General features: G+C 64.2%; 12 protein-coding genes and 1 pseudogene. 7 read left to right on the top strand and 6 right to left on the bottom strand.

From position 1 onward, the window contains the following. The first annotated feature begins 6 nt into the window (after positions 1 to 6). Complete coding sequence (locus KZX46_RS13290; RefSeq protein ID WP_219774396.1) at positions 7 to 321, top strand: hypothetical protein; 315 nt, start codon at positions 7 to 9, stop codon at positions 319 to 321. A gap of 248 nt (positions 322 to 569) precedes the next feature. Here the strand turns inward: KZX46_RS13290 and KZX46_RS13285 are convergent, their stop codons facing one another. Together KZX46_RS13285 and KZX46_RS13280 are read right to left on the bottom strand one after the other, a co-directional pair. Continuing rightward, positions 570 to 1,973 carry a deoxyribodipyrimidine photo-lyase gene (locus tag KZX46_RS13285; RefSeq protein WP_226895948.1) on the bottom strand — a complete coding sequence of 468 codons (1,404 nt, stop codon included), beginning with the start codon at positions 1,971 to 1,973 and terminating at the stop codon, positions 570 to 572. 294 nt (positions 1,974 to 2,267) lie between these two features. Then, positions 2,268 to 3,380: an aldo/keto reductase gene (locus KZX46_RS13280; RefSeq protein WP_219774395.1), complete on the bottom strand. Its 1,113-nt coding sequence runs from the start codon at positions 3,378 to 3,380 to the stop codon at positions 2,268 to 2,270. 97 nt (positions 3,381 to 3,477) lie between these two features. Here KZX46_RS13280 and KZX46_RS13275 point away from each other — a divergent pair, with 97 nt between their 5' ends. The 5 genes from KZX46_RS13275 to KZX46_RS13255 all read left to right on the top strand — a co-directional run bounded on the left by KZX46_RS13275 (position 3,478) and on the right by KZX46_RS13255 (position 11,741). After that, on the top strand, positions 3,478 to 4,380 hold the full coding sequence (locus KZX46_RS13275; protein WP_219774394.1) for a LysR substrate-binding domain-containing protein: 903 nt from the start codon (positions 3,478 to 3,480) through the stop codon (positions 4,378 to 4,380). Between the two features lie 174 nt (positions 4,381 to 4,554). Continuing rightward, positions 4,555 to 5,868 (top strand): tricarballylate/proton symporter TcuC, encoded by a 1,314-nt coding sequence (tcuC, locus tag KZX46_RS13270; RefSeq protein WP_219774393.1) that lies wholly within the window; start codon positions 4,555 to 4,557, stop codon positions 5,866 to 5,868. A 94-nt stretch (positions 5,869 to 5,962) separates the two neighbouring features. Then, positions 5,963 to 7,420: a DHA2 family efflux MFS transporter permease subunit gene (locus tag KZX46_RS13265; protein ID WP_226896284.1), complete on the top strand. Its 1,458-nt coding sequence runs from the start codon at positions 5,963 to 5,965 to the stop codon at positions 7,418 to 7,420. Positions 7,421 to 7,978: 558 nt separating this feature from the next. Further along, positions 7,979 to 9,880 (top strand): TIR domain-containing protein, encoded by a 1,902-nt coding sequence (locus KZX46_RS13260; RefSeq protein WP_219774392.1) that lies wholly within the window; start codon positions 7,979 to 7,981, stop codon positions 9,878 to 9,880. Positions 9,881 to 9,974: 94 nt separating this feature from the next. Then, entirely contained in the window at positions 9,975 to 11,741 is a 1,767-nt protein-coding gene (locus tag KZX46_RS13255; RefSeq protein ID WP_219774391.1) for a DUF4231 domain-containing protein, read from the top strand. A 689-nt stretch (positions 11,742 to 12,430) separates the two neighbouring features. Here KZX46_RS13255 and KZX46_RS13250 read toward each other — a convergent pair. The 4 genes and pseudogenes from KZX46_RS13250 to KZX46_RS13235 all read right to left on the bottom strand — a co-directional run bounded on the left by KZX46_RS13250 (position 12,431) and on the right by KZX46_RS13235 (position 16,194). Next, a complete protein-coding gene (locus KZX46_RS13250) occupies positions 12,431 to 13,324 on the bottom strand; it encodes a hypothetical protein (protein ID WP_219774390.1) in 894 nt (297 codons plus the stop codon). 9 nt (positions 13,325 to 13,333) lie between these two features. Continuing rightward, on the bottom strand, positions 13,334 to 14,317 hold the full coding sequence (locus KZX46_RS13245) for an SPFH domain-containing protein (protein ID WP_219774389.1): 984 nt from the start codon (positions 14,315 to 14,317) through the stop codon (positions 13,334 to 13,336). Positions 14,318 to 14,342: 25 nt separating this feature from the next. Beyond that, a complete protein-coding gene (locus KZX46_RS13240) occupies positions 14,343 to 15,056 on the bottom strand; it encodes an NUDIX domain-containing protein (protein ID WP_226895947.1) in 714 nt (237 codons plus the stop codon). A 267-nt stretch (positions 15,057 to 15,323) separates the two neighbouring features. After that, positions 15,324 to 16,194 (bottom strand): annotated as a pseudogene (locus tag KZX46_RS13235) (aldo/keto reductase family oxidoreductase). 89 nt (positions 16,195 to 16,283) lie between these two features. Here KZX46_RS13235 and KZX46_RS13230 point away from each other — a divergent pair. Further along, on the top strand, positions 16,284 to 17,189 hold the full coding sequence (locus KZX46_RS13230; protein WP_219774388.1) for a LysR family transcriptional regulator: 906 nt from the start codon (positions 16,284 to 16,286) through the stop codon (positions 17,187 to 17,189). Positions 17,190 to 17,297: the final 108 nt, after the last annotated feature.

Raw genomic sequence — 17,297 nt, 5'->3', positions numbered from 1 at the left:
ATTGAAATGACGAAGTTACCTTATGCCGCCGTCCTGACGGCAGCCCTCGCATTGTCCGGCGCGGTGCAGGCCCAGAGCGTCAACCAGCGTGAGGGGCGCCAGCAGGAACGCATCGATCAGGGTGTGGCGAGCGGGCGCCTGACCGCCGGTGAAGCCGTGCGGGATGAGCGCCAGCAGGGACGCATCGATGCGACAGAAGCGCGAATGCGCGGTAACAACGATGGTCACCTCAACGGCAAACAGCGTGCGCGACTGGAGAGCCGTCAGAACCGGGCCAGCACCCACATCTACAACAGCAAGCACAATGGACGGCATTACTGACACAGGTCCGTCGGGGGCCGCTTCGCTGCTCAAGCAAGCAGCAAGCGGCCCTAGCCCGGCCTTTCAAAGCGACTGAGTTGCCCATTTTTCGAAATAATGCGGGTCCAGCGGGCGCGCCTTGATGTACGGCCCAGTATTAGGACACAGTATCGGGTACGCTGTCCTCGACAAGGCTACCTGTCATATAAAGTTCGTTTATCTAAAAACGAGAGTTTATGCGGTACATTTTGGTTGCACGGTAACCCGCGTCAGCCCGCGAGGTAGGGCTTGCGCGGCAACCCCGCGGGAATTGTGACGTCTGGCACCGTATGCGCTGCCGCCTTGGCGAGCCATTCGCTACCGCCGTCACGGCTTCGCGTCGACCAGTCGCCACGTGACGTCACCCGGCCATAGATTGGGCGGTCGCGATCGCCCTGCCCGCCACCGAACATCGCGGCGATGTTGCCGTACGTCGCGGCATCCCGGCCATCGAGGCTCAGCCGGTCATTCAGGTAGCAAGCTGTCGCCCAGGCAGTCTCCGGGTCCGGCGTCATCGTGATGATCCGCTTCGCCCAATACATCCGCAGGTTGTTGTGCATCCAGCCAAAGCGGAGAAACTGGCGCTGGCAGGCATTCCAGCTCTCGTCCCGCGTCTCGCCCCGCAGCATCGCTCCCAGGCTCTCTAAGTCCGGTCGCGGATCGCCAGCGTGTTCAGCAAGCGAAGCGCGCGCCCATCCGGCAACACGGTCATATCGCTCGGGGGCCGCCAGGGCACGCGCTTGGTAATGGAACCACTCGCGCCAGCCGAGCAGCTCGTCGGCGAACTTGGCCTTGTCGCGGGCGCTGGCCTTAGACCGATTGACTGCCCGCATCACTTCCCGCGGGCCCAGCACCCCGAAATGGAGATACGGCGATAGGCCACTTGCGCCGTCCCGCCGCGTCGCATCGTTGCGGGTCGTGGCATAGCCCGGCAGCACGTCCTGCATCAGTCGCTGCAGGCGTGCCTCGGCGGCCGGCCTGCCCGCGGGAAATGCAGTACTCGCGGGAAGGCTGTGGTCGATGTCCAGCCCGGCGACGAACACGCCAATGTTGATATCGTCGAGCATGTCCGGCACGAACGGAAGCGGCCCGTCGAACGGCGCCACCTCTGCGAGCTCGTCACGCGCCTCCTGCCAGACCAGACGTTCCGGTTCGTGACGGCGCAAGAAACTCGACCGGCCGCCAATTCCCTCCCCCACCACTGCGGGCGGAACCAGGCAGGCCGCATCGACGGCATAGACTGGCACGGCGATCCGCGCTGCTACTTGCTTAGCCTGCCAGCGTGCCACGAAGACCGGCTGATCCTCCGCGACCACGGCAACGGCCTCGGCCGCTAACCGGTATACGAGGCCCTTTTCACGATGATCGGCACGGTCAAGGTACTGGACGCAGGCAAGCCCGCGCTCGCGACAGCCGATCGCGAGATCACGGCTGGAACCCAGAATGAAATGGTGCAACCGATCGGAGGCGTACGGGTAATTTTCGCGCACGCCATGATAAACGAGCACCGGCAGACCGTGCGCGTTGCCCAGCCTGATCGCCGCATCGATCGCCGGATTGTCGCGCGCCCGAAGCGCCTGCTGAATCCAGCACAAGATGAAATGTCCGTCGGGAGCGAGCCGGCGATCGTTCAAGGCGCGGACGCGTGGTGCCTCATGCCAGTCAGCGAGGCACGGAGGTAGCATGATCGTCACTGCCTCGAACTATCCGAAACGCCCTTTTGGCGACACCGCCTTCATGGTCGCAGGAGACCTGCTTGTGGACGCTCTCGCTCGCCACCCCCCTCCCCGCTCCTGACGCTAGTTCAGCTTCCAGGCCTCGCAGTCTGGCGCGGTTTTGGCCATTCAAGAGGTGACTGTCTTGAGCTGGCAGGAACCGCTTTGTGAGAGGGCGGCGAGGGCTCGACACGCCCCCGCCACCAATACTCCTCAGACGATGTTTGGCGCCCATGGCTCGATATCTTGACCCCCGAAGATTCGGGCGCGGGGCAAGTCAAAGATAAAGTACGGATTGAGCATCGGCGGTGCGCCCGCTGCGTCGAGACGCGTCTGCTGATCCGCGCTGAAGGCGATGTCGAGAGCAGCAATGTTCACGAGCAGCTGCTCCGGCCGGCTTGCGCCGACGAGGACCGATGCGACGCCGCGACGCGCTGCGACCCAGGCTAGCGCGACCTGCGCCATTGGACGGCCGATCTCCGAGGCAACCGATCGCAAAGCGTCCACCACGTCGAAATTCTTTTTGGTGAACAGCATGCCGCCATAGGGGTTGTCGCCGTTCAGGCGTCCGTCGCTGCCGCCATTGATCGTCGCAACGCCGGCGCGGTTGGGCAGACTGCCGGCCGGTCCGGCATCGGCGATCTTCTCGCGCCCGTATTTGCCGGTCAGCATCCCTGCCCCCAGCGGACTCCAAGCAACCACTCCCAAGCCAAGCGCCTGTCCGGCCGGGATCACGTCGAGTTCGACCCCGCGATCGATCAGCGAATAGGAATATTGGAGGCCGATCGGCTCGGGCAACCCATGTGCCCGGGCTAGCGTCGCGATCTGCGCGGCATACCACGCCGGTGCATTGGAGAAGCCGTAATACAGGATGTCGCCGCGCCGCGCCGCATCGGTCAGCGCGCGCAGCACCTCCTCGGGCGGGGTGGTCCGATCCCAGACATGCGTCCAGTACATGTCGATGAAATCGGTACCTAGTCGGCGCAGCGACCCTTCTATCCCGTCGCGAATATTGCGCGCAGAGTTGCCGCCGGCGAGCGGTGTTCCTTCGGCGCGCGGAAATCCCGACTTGGTCGCGATCACCATCCGGTCGCGATTCCCGCGCTCGGCGATGAAGCGGCCGAGCATCTCCTCGCTCTGTCCGCCCGAATAGACGTCTGCGGTGTCCGCGAAGTTGCCGCCCGCCTCGACATACGCATCGAAGATGCTGCGCGAAGTTGCTTCGTCGGCGCCCCAGCGTCCGGCGCCAAAGGTCATCGTGCCGAGCGCAAGCGGGCTGACCGCTAGGCCCGAGCGTCCGAGCGTCCGATAGGTGGTCAGGATCATTGCTGTAGCTCCGTTGAAAATCCAACCCGAAATATGCGCTTGTCGACGTCAAGATTAGCCATCATCGGCGGCAAGGGCTTGTGAAGGACATGCAGCAATGCGGCGCGGCGACCTCGACGATCTGGCGGCCTTTGCAGCGGTCGCCCGGGCGCGCAGTTTTACCCGCGCCGCGGCAGAGCTCAGCCTGTCGCCGTCAGCGCTCAGCCATGCGATGCGGAGCCTCGAGGCGCGGCTGGGCGTGCGCTTGCTTGCGCGGACCACACGCAGCGTCGCTCCGACTGCTGCCGGCGAGCGCCTGCTGCGCTCGCTCGATCCGGCCTTGGCCGAGGTCGCGCGCGGGCTCTCGGCATTGGCCGATTGGCGCGGCGCGCCGTCGGGCGCGGTGCGGCTGACGACTTTCGGCTATGCGGCGCGCACAGTGCTGGCGCCAGCATTGCCGGGATTCCTGCGCGAGCATGCCGACATTTCGGTCGAGGTGATCGTCGAGGACCGGCTGGTCGACCTCGTGACCGGCGGTTTCGACGCCGGCATCCGGCTGGGCGAGACGGTCGCCAAGGATATGGCGGCGGTCCCGGTCGGCCCGGCCTTGCGCACGCTGGTGGTCGGGACGCCCGATTATTTCGCGACCCGCCCCATCCCCGCGGCGCCCGCCGATCTGGAAGGCCATAATTGCATAAACTATCGGCTTCTCGGCGGTGGCGGACTGCTACCATGGGAGTTCGAACATAATGGCCGTGACGTCAGGTTTCGCCCCGGCGGACAGCTCGTCGTGAACGACGAATTGCTGGCTGCCGCTGCAGTCCGCGCCGGCGCGGGTTTAGGATATATGCTGGAACACGATGTTGCCGATGAGATCGCCGACGGTCGACTGATCCAGGTGCTCGACCCGTGGTGCCCGACATTCCCCGGCTGCTACCTCTATTATCCGAGCCGGCACGTTACCCCGGCGTTGCGCGCGCTAATCGATAAGCTCCGCTGGACGCCTGTCGGCACCTCGTGACTTGGCGACGGGTTCGACCAGAGCCGATCGTTCAGCGCGTCTGCGACGGCTTCCCGACTGCGGACGCCTATTCAGGGATTTAACGACTGATTTGCCGGAATAGTGACAGCGGCGGCATTCGCGTCTCGGCCCTGTCGTTCGCAACCAATGACCGCCCCAACGTTTGGATCAACCATGACCCTGCCCCGTCCCTTGCCCGAGCCCCGCAGCCGGGCCCCCGATATCGTGCGGGTGGCGAGCGGCAATTTCCTCGAGATGTACGACTTCATGGTGTTCGGCTATTTTGCTGCCGCCATCGGTGCGGCGTATTTCCCGAGCGACGATCCGCTTGGCACGCTGCTCAAGTCGCTCGCGACGTTCGGCGTCGGCTTTCTGATGCGGCCCCTCGGGGCGGTCATCCTGGGATCGTTCACCGATCGCTATGGCCGGCGCAAGGGCCTGCTGCTGACGCTGGCGTTGATGAGCATCGGCATCGTCACACTTGCCGTGACCCCGGCGTACGCCACGATCGGCGTGCTTGCCCCCGTCCTGATCCTGTTCGGTCGCTTGCTGCAGGGCTTTTCGGCGGGTGCCGAGCTTGGCAACGTATCGGTCTATCTCGCGGAGATCGCGCCGCCGGGCCACAAGGGCTTTTATGTCTCATGGCAATCAGCGTCGCAGCAGGTCGCCGTCGTTGTCGCGGCGCTGGTCGGGGTTGCGCTGTCGTCGGTATTGGATGCCGCGCAGCTTGCCGCCTGGGGATGGCGCATCCCGCTGGTCCTCGGCTGCGCGGTCGTCCCGTTCATCTTCTTGCTGCGCCGGCATCTGCGCGAGAGTGACGAGTTCGAGCGGCGCGGGGAGAGGCTTACGTCGCGCGAGATCGCCCGGTCGCTGTGGGCCGGACGGGGGGCCGTGCTCGGCGGCGTCGCGCTGGTGCTGATGACGACGGTGAGCTTTTACATGATCACGGCGTATACGCCGACGTTCGGCAAGCTGTTGCATCTGCCGGAGCGCGCCAATCTGTGGGTGACGGCAGGCGTGGGGCTGTCGAACCTCATCTGGCTGCCGCTGATGGGCGCGCTGTCCGACCGGATCGGACGCCGGCCCATCCTTATCGCCTGCACCGTGCTTGCGGTTCTAACCGCCTATCCGGCGATGGCGTGGCTCGTCGATGAGCCCAGCATCGGCAAGTTGATCGCTGTCGAGCTTTGGCTCTCGGCCATCTATGCGAGCTATAATTCGGCGATGGTTGTCTATCTGACCGAGGTCGTACCGGCGTCGGTGCGGGCGTCGGGCTTCAGCCTGGCGTATAGTCTGGCGACGGCGGTCGGCGGGTTTACCCCCTTCATCGTCACGTGGCTGATCGGCCGCACCGGCAACCTCGCCATTCCCGGCGCCTGGTTGACCGGAGCCGCGCTAATCAGCCTGGCGGCCGTGTTGTTTGCGCATCGTCAGCCAATCGTGCCGTCGGCCGACGGGCTTGGAACAAAGGGGCCGGCAGCCAGCTGACTGGCCCGCAATGCAACTCCATCTTCCCACCAATCTCGATCCTCGCCAGCTGCTGCGACCGCGGCGTCGCGGCATCGCCTCGGTCAACAGCGAGATGCGCGATGGCATCGTCCCCGCCGGCAACGGCATCGCGCAGACCGCCGATCACGACGGCGGCGCGCCGCCGGGCGCGAACTATCGCACCGTCGCGCTGATCATCGCGTGCGCGATGTTCATGGAAAACCTCGATGCGACCGTGCTGGCCACGGCCTTGCCCGCGATGGCGCGGGATTTCCACGTCCGCGCCCCCGAGATGAGCATCGCGCTCACCTCCTACCTGCTGGCGCTGGCCGTCTTCATCCCGGCTTCGGGCACGGTCGCCGATCGATACGGCGCAAAGCGCGTGTTCCGTGCCGCAATCGGCCTCTTCATCGCCGGCTCGCTTGCCTGCGGGCTGGCACCGACTCTGCCGCTGCTCGTCGCGGCGCGCTTAGCCCAGGGGATCGGCGGGGCGATGATGCTGCCCGTTGGCCGGCTGGTTCTGCTCCGCTCGGTCGCCAAACGCGACATGGTGTCGGCGATGTCGTGGCTGATCATGCCCGCGCTCATCGGCCCGATCGTCGGCCCGCCGGTCGGCGGCCTGATCGTCACCTATCTCGACTGGCGCTGGATCTTCTGGCTCAACCTGCCCATCGGCATTCTGGGAATTGTGCTTGCCGGCCGGTTCATCGCCGATATCAGCGAGACCGCCCCGCACGGCTTCGACTGGCTCGGCTTCGTCCTGTCGTCGCTGGCGCTCGGGTGTTTGCTGTTCGGTTTCGAGATGGCGAGCCGCTCGGGCGCGGCGGGTCTGGCCGTCCTCATGGTCCTGACGGGCGCCGTCGCGGGCATCCTCTATCTGCTCCACGCGCGACGGACTATCCATCCCATTCTCGACGTGTCGCTCATGCGCGTGCCGACCTTCAGCTTGTCGTTGATCGCCGGCTCGCTGGCCCGGATCACACAGGGCGCGCAGCCCTTCCTGCTGCCGCTGATGATGCAGCTCGCCTTCGGGCTATCGCCCGCGCAGAGCGGTATGATGACGCTGGCCACCGCTATCGGCTCGTTCGGGATGAAGGGGCTGGCCCGTCGCCTCCTGCACCGCTTCGGCTTTCGGTCGAGCCTGATGGCAATGAGCTTTCTGGGAACCGTCGCCTACGCGGCATGCGGCCTGTTCCGGCCCGATTGGCCGTTGCCCGCGGTGTTCGCCGTGCTGGTGGTCTCGGGTTTCCTAATGTCTTTCCAGTTCACCGCCTACAACACGATTGCCTATGACGAGATCGGCAAGGAGCGGATGAGCGCGGCAACAAGCTTCTACGCCACCTTCCAGCAGTTGATGCTTTCACTCGGCATATGCACCGCCGGCACGGCGCTGCACGCCTCGATGGTGTGGCACGCCCGCGCCGCGCCTGGTTTCGCCGATTTCTCCGCAGCCTTCTGGACCGTCACGGCAATTTCGCTGTTGTCGGTCTTCGTCAACGCCCGCTTCGATCGCAGCGCCGGTGCCGAGATGAGTGGTCGTACAACAGCCTGACAGCCGACAGCGGGATGATGGCTTCGTGCCGAGGCATTGCCGCATCTTCACTCAGCGTTGCTGCCCCGGAATCGACCATTCGCGACGGTATTGGCGATCCCCAACGCCAGACATCGATTTATGTACTGCCCCTGCTAAAACGGGGTCGGTAAATGTCTGGTAGCTTTTGGGCGTGGAACGCAGAGCTGCCGTCCGGAAAGTTGTAGATCCGAGGGCTTCCGTCGGCGCTCTGTAGCTTCTGAAAACCCGCCGTTCGTTCATCTCGCACTGGCGTAGACCGAATAACTCATTTGGGACTAACGGTCATCGTCGTCACCGTTGGAGGACCGCTTCGATCCGGAGCCGTCACTACAGGATGGATCGTTTCTCAGCGTCAAAATCGCGTTTTTGGATCGGTCATTTCGGCCGCAAGTGTCTGCCGCATTCGATCGAACCCGATCGACCGGGCCCACGATCGTGAATTTTACGCATCCAGTGTTTTGAATCGTTACGGCTATTGTTTCCGGTCCACTTTGGCGGCACAGCTTTTACGAATTCGGGGAAGGCGACGCAGTCACCATGGTCGATCTGTTCGTTTCCTACAAATCGCAGGATCGCGCACGATTGAAGCCGTTGGTCGATGCGCTCGAGGCCGACGGCATCGCGATCTGGTGGGACGCGCATATCGGTGGCGGCGACGCATGGCGCGAGGCGATCGAGCAGAATCTCAATGCCGCGCGCTGCGTGCTGGTCGTGTGGAGCAAGGGCTCGACCGGTGCCGAGGGCCATTTCGTGCGCGACGAGGCAACGCGGGCGCAGCGCCGCAATGCTTATCTGCCGGTGCTGATCGATCCCGTCGAGCCGCCGCTGGGCTTCGGGGAAATCCAAGCGCTGTCGCTCATCGGCTGGAAAGGCGACCGCGCCGATCCGCAGTACCACGCCTTGCTGACGGCGGTGCGCGCGATCCTCGATGGCAAACGCCTACCAGCATCGGTGAAGCTTGGCGGACGGCCGCGTGCGGGCATGGATCGCAGGCTGGCGCTTGCCGGCGGCGGTTTAGCCGCGCTTCTCGCAGCGGGCGCTGGCGGCTGGGCGCTGTGGCCGCGTGCCGAGGCGAAGGATGCGAGCATCGCGGTGATGCCGTTCGCCAATCTCTCGGGCGACCCCACCCAGGCCTATTTCGCCGACGGCATCGCCGAGGAACTGCGCAGCGCGCTCACGCGCATCCCGCAATTCACCGTGATCGGGCGGAACTCGTCCGAGGCGGCGCGTAATGAGGATACGCGAACGGCGGCGGCCAAGCTGGGGGTCGCCAGCATCCTGACCGGCAGCGTGCGTCGCTCGCCGAGCATGATCCGGATTTCCGCGCAGCTCGTCAGCGGCAAGGACGGCGTGGAACATTGGTCGGAAAGCTATGATCGCGCCCCCGGCGACTCGCTGGAGATTCAGTCGGCGATCGCGCAGAGCGTAGCGCAGGCCTTGCAGATACGACTGCTGCCGCAGGAAAAGGATCTGCTGTCGGTCGGCGGTACGCGCAACGCTAAGGCGCACGATCTCCTCCTTCGGGCTTTCGATGCGACCCGCTCCGACGACACTGACGAAAGCTATACCCGCGCGCTCGCGCTGGTCGACTCCGCGCTCCAGTTGGATGCACATTACGGAGAAGCTCTGGCCCATCGCGCGCGCATGATTGGATTATTGGCACAAAATGCTCCGACTGCGGAAGAGGTCCAGCAAGGCATGCAACGCGCCATAGAAGCAGGACGGATCGCGGTATCGGAGGCACCCAAACTCGCTTCAGCTTACAGTGGCTTGGCCCAAGGATTGAAAGGCGCGCTCGATCTGCGGGAGGCGCGGCGGACCTACGAACAAGGTGTGGCAGTGGGCGGGGGTTCGGAGTCCCTACGCGGGCAGGCGCAACTTTTGAGCGGGGTCGGCGAATTCGACGCTGCGCTTCGCGCCATCGAGCTCGCCACCAAGCTCGATCCTCTCTTCAGGACGAACCTTACAATCCAGGCGAGTGTGCTGTACTACGGCAGGCGATATGCCGAAGCATTGGATGCGGGATTAAAATCCACCGTCCTGTTTCCGAAGATGTTCTACGGAAAGACTGTTGCTGGAGATTCCCTCAACATGCTTGGCCGCTATCGTGAGGCGCTGGTGCAGTACGGACGCTTGCCGAACTTGCACTTCTCTCGGCTGACGGGTGAAGCCATCGCTTTGGCGAAATTGGGAGACTTGCCGGGGTCTGATGCGAGACTTAAGTCGTTGGACGATACCTATAAAGACTCCATTATTTATCAGTTCGCCCAAATCCGTTCGCAACGCGGGGTAGTGGACCTTGCTTGCACCATGCTCGAAAAAGCGTTGGCATTGCGCGATGCGGGCCTGACAGTGATTTTTGCCGATCCCTATTTGGACCCGATCCGCAGGGAGGCCCGCTTCCAGGCTGTCGTAAAGGCACTGGGCCCGACCCGTTGAACGCTGAGTTCCTAATGGTGGGTGATCGCCGTTACAATCCGTCTGACAGGATTTAAGGGTTCGCTTGGTGCATTTACGTCATCCTCCGCGTCCCATGCTCAACCTGTCCGTCGGCATTACCGGTCATCGTCCTCCGCAGTTGGATGCCGCAGCGGTTGCTCACGTCGAGGCGCGACTGGCAGATGTGCTTGGCCAATTGTCAAAAGTGGCGGCCGGTGTCGGAGAGCGACACGCCGACGCGTTCGAACCGGCGCCCTTTATCCCGCGCCTCCTGTCGCCGCTCGCGGAAGGAGCAGACCAGATCGCCGCGCAAACGGCGCTGGAGGCGGGGTATGCCCTCGACGCGATCCTGCCGCTGCCGCACGCGGAGTATCGGAAGGATTTCGCTTGCGAAGCCCTCGTGCAATTCGACCTGTTACTGGAACAGGCTCAGCGCGTACTCGAACTGCCCGCGCAATCTGGCGCGCGTGAAGAAGGGTATGCGCTGGCGGGGCAAGCCACGGTCGCCCATAGCGATCTCGTCATCGCGATATGGGATGGCAGCCCGGCGCGAGGGCGCGGGGGCACTGCCGAGATCGTCGAACTCGCGCTCGAGCGCGGCATTCCGGTCATTCAGATTCCGATCGATCCGAACCAACCGTCCCGCATCTTGTGGGCCGGCTACTCCAGCTTCGTGCATCAATGGGGAACCGCGGCGACACCCAGCCGATCTGCCGATGCGTCGGAAATCGCTTCGCTCGTTAACGAGATCCTCAGGCCGCCCGCCGATCGTGTCGAGGATCGGCACTTCCAGACCTATCTCGCAGAGCCGGAGCGGCGGTTTCGATCGCGCGCGGAATATCCGCTCCTGCTCGCGCTGTTGGGGATCAAGCGGCTACGACGCACCGTATTCCTCAACCCGCGGCATGATGTGGCGGCGCGTGCCGAGTGGAGCGCCTTTTATGCGGCGTGCGGGGAGCGGCAACACGGCATCGGAGTATCGCTCGACGTGATCGAAAGCCGGTTTGGCTGGGCCGATCATCTGGCGCAGCATTTCGCGCAAAGCTACCGGTCCGGGCATGTCCTGAATTTCGTGCTGAGCGCGCTGGCGGTGCTGATCGCGCTGACCGGGCTGGTCTTTCCGAACCTCGAATTCTGGGCGGCCCTGTGCGAGCCGCTCGCCATCATCGGGTTCGTCATCAACACGAGCGTCGGTGCGCGGCGACAATGGCATCGGCGTTGGTTGGAATATCGCCAGCTCGCCGAACGCATCCGTCTGATGCGCAGCCTGAAGCTGCTCGGGGTCGCGGCGCCCCCGCGACTGGGCAAGGAATCCGGCTCCGATCGAAGGTGGATCGAGTGGTATGCAGCAGCGGTCTGGCGCGACTCAGGCTGTCCATCGGGGACAATGACAGACGCGGGTGCGCTCGTGAAAAGCTTGGTCGCAGTCGAGTTTCAGCCCCAGGTCGATTACCACAGCAACACTGCCACCCAGATGCACCGGCTCGACCATCGGCTGCACCAGGTCGGCATCGTGCTGTTCGCGACCTCGCTGCTGAGCTGTCTGTCGGCAGCAATCTGCAACGTGTTCGCGCGCGAGTTTGCCGAGGGCCATGCGCACCTGTTCATCGCCTTTTCGGCCGGCCTCCCGGCTGTGGGTGCCGCCATTTTCGGTATCCGGATGCAAGGCGATTTCGATGCCAGTGCGGAACGGTCGCTCATCACGGCCAAGACGTTGCGGCGCATCATGGACGCCCTCGACAAGCCGCTTTCGGGATTGAGCGTGCAAGCCGATTTGGTCGAGGCGGGAGCGACCGCGATGTATTCCGATCTTGGCGACTGGCACCGGGCCTATGAGCAGCGGCGGCTCGAGTTGCCGTAGGATCGCGCTTAGATTTGACCCCGAGTAGCGTGTCTCTGTGGTCACGAGATAACGCATCGCAACGGCGAACGTCATCCGCTCACTTTGATGCGCGTACCCGCATGGCCGTGCTTAATTCCGGCGATTTACCACCTTTCAATTTTGGTGATGAAACGGAAATGTTTATTGTCTATTCTTAGCGTTGGGCACTTGGTGGTTGGGTTATAAAATGTTGAGGGCAAAACTAATCGCGATGTGCGTATGCCCGGCGGTGCTTGCACCCCCGGCAATTCTCGCGGTGCATCGCCCCGCGCGTCACGCTGTATCGAACTTCCTCCAACACACTGCGCATCGTCTGGACGATCGCATTCCGGCGACGATTCCGACGCCTGCACCGGTCGCGCAGTTTGCGAGCATCCCGTGCGCACCCACACTCGCCGCCGCCGACGCCGGTCCGGTAATTGGAGGCGTAAGCTTGGCCAACCTGTCCCCTTCAGATCCAGCGATCTTCAACGGTGTATCCCGCTCCGATGACCGAGCGACCGGCACGGTCATCATCAACGGGGCGTGAGGCGATGATCGTCGCCGCGTCGTTGCTGCAGACCGACGGACGCAGCAAAGGCGGCTTCAAAGCCAGTGTCGTAAAAGCCATTTATCCTTAATGGCCCTGCAGTCTCAAACTCGCACGGCGAAAGCTATCCACACCCTGCTTATCCGGTAACCAAATACAGCGTCTGCTTGGCCGGACCTAGCTTGACACTGTGCCCCCAGTCGAAAGCCAGAAAATCTTGCTCGATGCCGTCGGCAAAGATCACGCCGCCGTCGTTCATCCGCGAGGTCACCTCGAGCGGCACGCGCTCCAGCTTTCCAGCGCGCAGGGTGGTGCCGGTGGCAATGCTAGGGAACGGCTCGCGGACGAAGAACGCGACGGCGGCTTCTTCAGGGGTCAGCGCCACGACTTCGTGCGTCGCCCCCATGATCGACCGCGCCCAGCCGGTCGCTCCCGTACCCGAGGCGACGATCAAACCGCTCGAGGATTGGTTTTCGGCGCCGTCGGGGGTTGCGATGCGATAGCGCGCCGACTGGTGGCTGTGGTGACCGACGAAGACCTCGTTCAGTGCCAGCAGCCGTTCGCCGGTGTCGAGCCGTGCCTCGACCATTGTCCGCCGCTCGACTGGCGCGGCACCCGCGATGCTGGCGGGCAACAACGCCCCGAGACGTGGCAACGAGATGCGAACGAGCACGCCGTCGTACAGGTCTGGCGCGGGATTCAGCCCAAGCACCGGCTGGCCGTCGAGATACTTGGCGACGTTGGCCACCAGCCCATCCTGTCCGACGACGATGACAACGTCCTCAGGCCCGAACAGGAAGCGGTCGAGGTCACCGCGCTGCACCAGCGCCTGGCGCCAGTTGCCAGGAACGAGCTTGCGGCCCGACTGGAGCACGTCGTGAAACTGGCGATGCCGGTCCTCGAGCAGGTCGATGTCCTGACCGCGCGTGTCGAGGAAAAACTTCGCCTGGCCCCGCGTTGCGTGGCGCGCGAGCAACAGCTCGTAATCGGTCTCACGGGTGACAAAGACTGCGCGCGGGCTGTTGGTCGACATACCGCTGCCTCAGCTTGCCGTTAGCGTCGGCTTATCACGGCGAAATTCACCGAGCACCGTCGCGAGCAGGTCGGGCGTGACATTGAGATGCTCGATCTTGTCGAGCTTGCCCGCCAGTTCGCGCGCCGCAAGGCCGAGCATCACCGACGGCGGGAGGTCGCGGTAGATCGTCATCCGTGCCTGCTCGGCCTCGGCCTGCGCACTCTCGACGGTGCGGATGCGCTCGGCCTCGGCAGCAGCTTCGACCTGCTGTGCCTCGGCGACGCCGGTGGCACGGTTGCGAGCGTTTTCGGCCTCCTGGGTGATCAGCAGCATCTCGCGACGCGCAAGTTCGGTCTTGTTCGCGAGTTCGTTCTCGGCGATGCCGCGCTCCTTCTCAACCGCCATCGCGCGACGCTCGAAGGTCGCCTGGTCGGCCTTTTGCTGGAGAGCCTCGAAGGTCGGAGTTTGCAGCGCGCGTTCAAGCTCGCTCGACGGCGCAAGGTTGGTCAGGCGGACTGCAGTGACCGCGATGCCGATCTCGTTTAGCGCAGGATCAGTGGCAAGCGCCGCCTCGAGCTGGTTACGCAGCGGCTCGGGCCCGGCGTCGAGAAGTGCGCGGACCGGATTCTGCGCCAGATATTGCAACGCCGCCTGGTTGACGAGGCCAGCGAGGCGCGTTTCGATCCGCTGGATCGGCTCGCTCTTGAACGACCCTGTCAGCAATCCGAGGCTGAAGTCGACACGCGCCGCCAGCAGCTCGGGATCGACGATACGCCACGTCAGCGTGCCCTGGATGGCGACCGACTGGAAGTCCTGGCTGCGGCCCTTGACGAACAGCGCCATCTCGCGGTCGTCCATCGGCAGCTCGGCAATGCTCGCGGTCTCGGGGCGGAACCAAAAGACCAGCCCGCGTCCGCTCTGCCGGATCCGGCCATTGCGGTAGCGGATGACGTGGTTGCTGGCGTCGCTGCGCAGCTGGGCGATGAACCCGAGGCTTTTTATCGATGCCATGATTGTCTCCTCGATCGGTCTGGAATCAGTCGGCGACGCGGTGGCGGTACAGCTCGGCGGGACGGAACGAAGCGCCGGTTTCGCGCTCGCCAGTGGCCTGCAGCCAGCCGCGGTCGAGCATGCGGCGGCGAAAGGCGGGCTTGTTCAGCCGGGTGCCGAGGATCGCTTCGTGGACGTCCTGCAGGGCTCGCAACGTGAAGCGCTCGGGCAGTAACGCGAAGGCAACTGCCGAGTAATTGAGTTTGCCACGCAGGCGGAGCATCGCGACGCCGAGCATGTCGGCGTGGTCGTGCACCAGCGACAGGGCCATGCCGTCGGGCGACCGTGCCTCGACGACGCCGCCTTTCTCGCCGGGCCACGGCACGTGCAGCGTCGCCAGCCGCACGTCGGACGCGTCCTTCAGGGCTGCTGCGAACCGCGCTGGCGCGAGCAGTGCGAAATATGCGACGCTAATGATGCGGGTACGCGGATCGCGGTCGACTTCGCCGAAGGTGTACAACTGCTCGACATAGGCGTCGTCCATGCGAGCCTCGTTGGCGAGCAACCGATGCGCCGCCGCGTCGAGGCTCTCGTCGATGCCGACGAAGCCGCCGGGCAGCGCCCAGTCACCCTCGGGCCGTCGCGTCAGTAGCGCCGCGGGAATGCCGTCGACGACGCTCATCAGGATCAGGTCCACGGCAACCGCCGGACGCTCGTACCGCGCCGCCCCAGATTGATCGAAGAACTTGCTTCCGCTCACACACCAGCCATATATCCGTTCCGCATATTACTTATATTTCGAACAGATATATGTCAAGTCTTGGCGATTGGTATGGCGTCGACGTCGATTTGACGGAGAAGCTCGCCTGCATGAATTACTGACGTCTCGGTGAATTTGGGACCGGGTGGAATGCGTATCTCCCCATGGCGACATGCTGTCGTCCCGCCCCTACCGAGACGCTCAATAACGCATTACGAACGGCGTCAACGTCTCCGACCACGGGCGCGCGGCGACTTGGTCAGACCATCAGCCAAGGTCATCCAGCGCCGCCACCGCCTCGTCTGAAAGCGCAAGCGATGCCGCTGCCAGATTCTCACGGAGATGCGTGAGCGACGACGTGCCCGGGATCAGCAGAATGTTGGGCGAGCGCCGCAGCAGCCACGCGAGCGCCACCTGCATCGGCGTCGCGCCCAGACTTGCAGCCACGTCGGACAGCGTCTGTGACTGAAGCGGGCTGAAGCCCCCAAGCGGGAAGAACGGAACGTAAGCGATGCCGTCCGCCGCCAGCGCGTCGATCATGGCATCGTCATCTCGGTGGGCGACGTTATACTGGTTCTGCACGCAGACGATCTCGACGATACCACGCGCCTGCTCGATCTGGTTGGACGTCGCGTTGCTCAAACCGATGTGCTTGATGAGTCCCTGCGCCTGCAGGCTCGCGAGCGCGGCTAGTTGCGGCTCGACTGATCCTTCCTCCGGACCATGCCCGCTCCCCCCACCCATGAGGCGCATGTTGACGACCTCCAATACGTCCAAGCTGAGGTTTCGCAAATTGTCGTGCACGGCCGCCGTAAGCGCCGATGCGTCCTGCGCCGGGTTCCACGAGCCATCAGCGCCACGCACCGCGCCGACCTTCGTCACGATCGTGAGAGCGTCGTTCATAAGGGTGGAGTGCCTCGCGGATAATCTGATTGGTGACGTGCGGGCCATAGAAGTCGCTGGTGTCGATGTGATCGACCCCGTTCGCGACCGCTTCGCGCAGGACCGCGACCGCCGCATCGCGGTCGCGCGGCGGGCCGAATACGCCAGGACCGGCAAGTTGCATGGCACCGTAGCCAAGCCGGTTCACGTCGCGGTTGCCGAGGCGAAAACGCCCTGCCTGATTGATAGTCTGCATCTGTGTCTCCTCTTCCTCCATTGATTAGCTGCTGGTCGATCGTGCGATAATCCATCATCATCCGCACGAGCCGTACGGATGTCCGCACAATGGATGCAGATCTAGGAGATTTGAGCGCATTCCTCGCAGTTTCGACAGCGCGTGGCTTTCGCGACGCGGCGCGGACGAGCGGGATCGGCGCCTCGACGTTGAGCGAGGCCGTTCGACGGCTGGAGACGCGGCTCGGCCTGCGCCTGCTCCACCGCAGCACTCGGAGCGTAACCCTGACCGAAGCGGGCGCGCGGCTGTTCGAGCGGCTGGCGCCGGCGCTGGGAGAGGTCGCTGCGGCGCTCGATGACCTTCGAGGCCTCCGCGACGGATCGACCGGAGTGCTCCGTCTCAACGTGCCCGTCAGCGCAGCGCGTCTGGTGTTGCCGGCGATCCTGCCGGGGTTTCTCGCCGCCCATCCACGCATCAACCTCGAGATCGTCGCGGAGGAAAGCTTCGTCGATGTGCTTGCCGCCGGCTGCGACGCCGGCATTCGCTACGACGAGCGGCTTGAGCAGGACATGATCGCAGTCCCGATTGGTCCACGCGTCCAGCGGATCGCTACCGCCGCCGCTCCCGCATACCTCGATCGCCATGGCCGCCCTGAGCATCCACGTGATCTGCTCGCGCACGCCTGCGTCCTTGGACGGTTCGCGAGCGGCGCTTTGACGGCACCATGGGAATTCGAGCGTGCCGGTGAGATCGTCCGTATCGAGCCGCGCGGGCAGTTGATCGTACAGGTCGGTGGCGCGACCGATCTCGCCGTCGACGCCGCCGTCGCAGGGGTCGGGGTCATATCGGTGTTCGAGGATTGGCTGCGCCCGCATTTCGACAGCGGTGCCTTGGAACCGGTTCTGCCGGACTGGTGGCAGCCGTTCTCGGGCCCGTTCCTCTATTACTCAGGCCGCCGGTTGGTGCCGCCCCCACTGCGGGCGTTCATCGACTTCATCAAGGCATCGCCTGCCTGAGTGTGCTTAGGCTGAATTGGCCGGGCTGGCTGAACAATCGACCCGAATTGGACCGCGCCAGACCATGAATGCGCCAGCCCTGGGGTCCGGCCAGTGGGCGGCGGAAAT

Origin of the sequence: Polymorphobacter sp. PAMC 29334, assembly GCF_019431245.1 — a bacterium.
In the GTDB taxonomy this organism is placed as follows: Bacteria; Pseudomonadota; Alphaproteobacteria; order Sphingomonadales; family Sphingomonadaceae; genus Polymorphobacter_B; species Polymorphobacter_B megasporae.
This window is presented reverse-complemented; position numbering and strand designations above follow the sequence as displayed.